Genomic DNA, 2,206 nt, shown 5'->3' on the forward strand with positions numbered 1-2,206 from the left:
TCCACTAATTTATGCATAGGCCCTCCGGTGTGATGGGGTTTCTCTTGGTCGAAAGATCCGATCACTTGGAGGGCTATTAGTTCAAATTTTCTTATCCCGAGTTCAGGTTATCTAGCAAGGCATCCATACTCTGCTCTAATAAATCCAACACCGATTCAAAACCCTGCACGCCGCCATAGTAAGGATCTGGTACTTCCGTTATTTGCGTATCAACATAGGACAACATTAACTGTAACTTGTACTGATACACGACAGGGCAACGGCTACGCAGATCCGCTAAATTGGCATTATCTGCCGCTAGAATTAAATCAAAGTGTTCAAAATCGGCATCCACTACTTGCCGAGCCCGCATGCCCTCGAAACTAAAACCCCGCTTTTTACCTGCCGCCATAGCACGGCTATCGGGCTTATCCCCTTGGTGATAACCAATAGTACCCGCCGAATCCACCTCAATATTGAGCCTACGCTCAGCAATCTTAAAACGACAAACTGCCTCTGCCGTCGGTGAGCGACAAATATTGCCCATGCAGACCATCAATATTCGCCGTACACTTTGATTGTTTAACAACATGCATACCTCATAGCTCAGTATTATCAATAATTGCTCTAATGTGCTTAAACCTAGATGTAAACCTGATACAGAAATAGCTTCAAATATTAATTATTTACCTATAAATACAATATATTACACCTATTAACACAAAATGCTCTTACGCCAAACCATTATCAAAAATCAAATGCGCGCTACGATCCGAAATCTAAGGGTGTCACCTCACCTGAAGTATTACCCTTGAGCCATATACATACTAAGCATGCTCAAAAGTTAACCTGATTCGTAAAATATAAGATAAACAGCACAGAAACAAATTAGCCTCCTTGCTAAGGTTTTTTTATCGACTAGGTTTATAAGTCATAGTACGGTTTAAAATAAAAATGAGTGACCACCGCATACTCGCTCAAATAAAAAATACACCACAAAGTACCAGAAGAGGAAAAGTAAAATGGATTTTATTGAACGAATCGATGTTCTATCAAAACGTATCCCTAAAATTGCTAACAGTCTTCAAACTGAGGAAGCGACTAAAAATGCCTTAGTTATGCCATTTTTGCACACAGTTTTAGGATATGATGTTTTTAATCCTAGCGAAGTTGTCCCAGAATTTACGGCAGATACCATAGGTAAAAAAGGTGAGAAAGTTGACTATGCATTAATTAAGGAAGGTGAAGTGCAAATCCTTATTGAATGTAAAAAGTACAATGAAAAGCTGTCCATAAAACATGCGTCACAACTATTTCGTTATTTTTCGGTTACCAATGCACGCTTAGCTATTCTTACAAATGGTACTGAATATCAATTTTATACCGATCTTGATGCTCCTAACAAAATGGATGAAAAACCATTTCTGACCTTAGATCTTGAAAATATTGATGAACACTTAATTCCTGAAGTTAAAAAACTGACTAAAAACTCGTTCGACGTTAACTCAATAGTAAGCGCCGCGGGAGAACTAAAATACTTAAGTCAGATAAAATGCATTATTAGTGAGCAATTTAAAGAGCCTGAAGAAGAGTTTATACGCTTTTTCGCCTCAAGGGCTTACGATGGTGTTCTTACTCCTAAAGTAAAACATCAATTTGCTGAAATTACTCATAAAGCACTAAGACAATTTCTCAACGACAGCATTAATGAACGTTTAAAATCCGCTATTGGCAACGATAAACCGACTAATGAGAACAAAAATTTAACTGATATCCCAATCCCATCCGATGATGAGAAAATTAAGGTCATTACCACTGAAGAAGAAATTGACGGCTTCAATGTTATAAAAGCTATCTTGAGGCAAAAATTAGAAGTTAATCGAATCATAGCAAGGGATACCCAAAGCTACTTTGGCATACTATTGGATGATAACAACCGTAAACCCTTATGCCGCTTACACTTCAATGCCAAACAAAAGTATCTAGGATTGGTGGATGAAAATAAAAATGAAACTCGTCATCCTATTAACTCTGTAGATGATATTTTTAATTTCAGTGAGCAACTATTGTCGACAGTCTCCTATTACGAATAACACTATCAAAATATCAATTGCGCAGGTAGTGTTCAAATTTCTGTGTCATTTCTTTAAGCTATACCAAAAAGAGATGATTTATGACCACACCTACTTTTGATATCAATGCTGCCATTCAAGCACTACGTGATGGT

General features: G+C 37.5%; 2 protein-coding genes. One reads left to right on the forward strand and one right to left on the reverse strand.

The genetic code is table 11. The annotated features are described in order from the left end of the window. Positions 1-91: 91 nt before the first annotated feature. Complete coding sequence (locus tag L2744_RS21310) at positions 92-571, reverse strand: low molecular weight protein-tyrosine-phosphatase (RefSeq protein ID WP_248993749.1); 480 nt, start codon at positions 569-571, stop codon at positions 92-94. Between the two features lie 430 nt (positions 572-1,001). Between L2744_RS21310 and L2744_RS21315 the strand changes: the two genes are divergently transcribed. Then, positions 1,002-2,072: a type I restriction endonuclease gene (locus L2744_RS21315; protein WP_248993750.1), complete on the forward strand. Its 1,071-nt coding sequence runs from the start codon at positions 1,002-1,004 to the stop codon at positions 2,070-2,072. The last annotated feature ends 134 nt before the right edge of the window (positions 2,073-2,206 follow it).

The organism is Shewanella profunda (assembly GCF_023283765.1).
Taxonomy (GTDB): Bacteria; Pseudomonadota; Gammaproteobacteria; order Enterobacterales; family Shewanellaceae; genus Shewanella; species Shewanella profunda.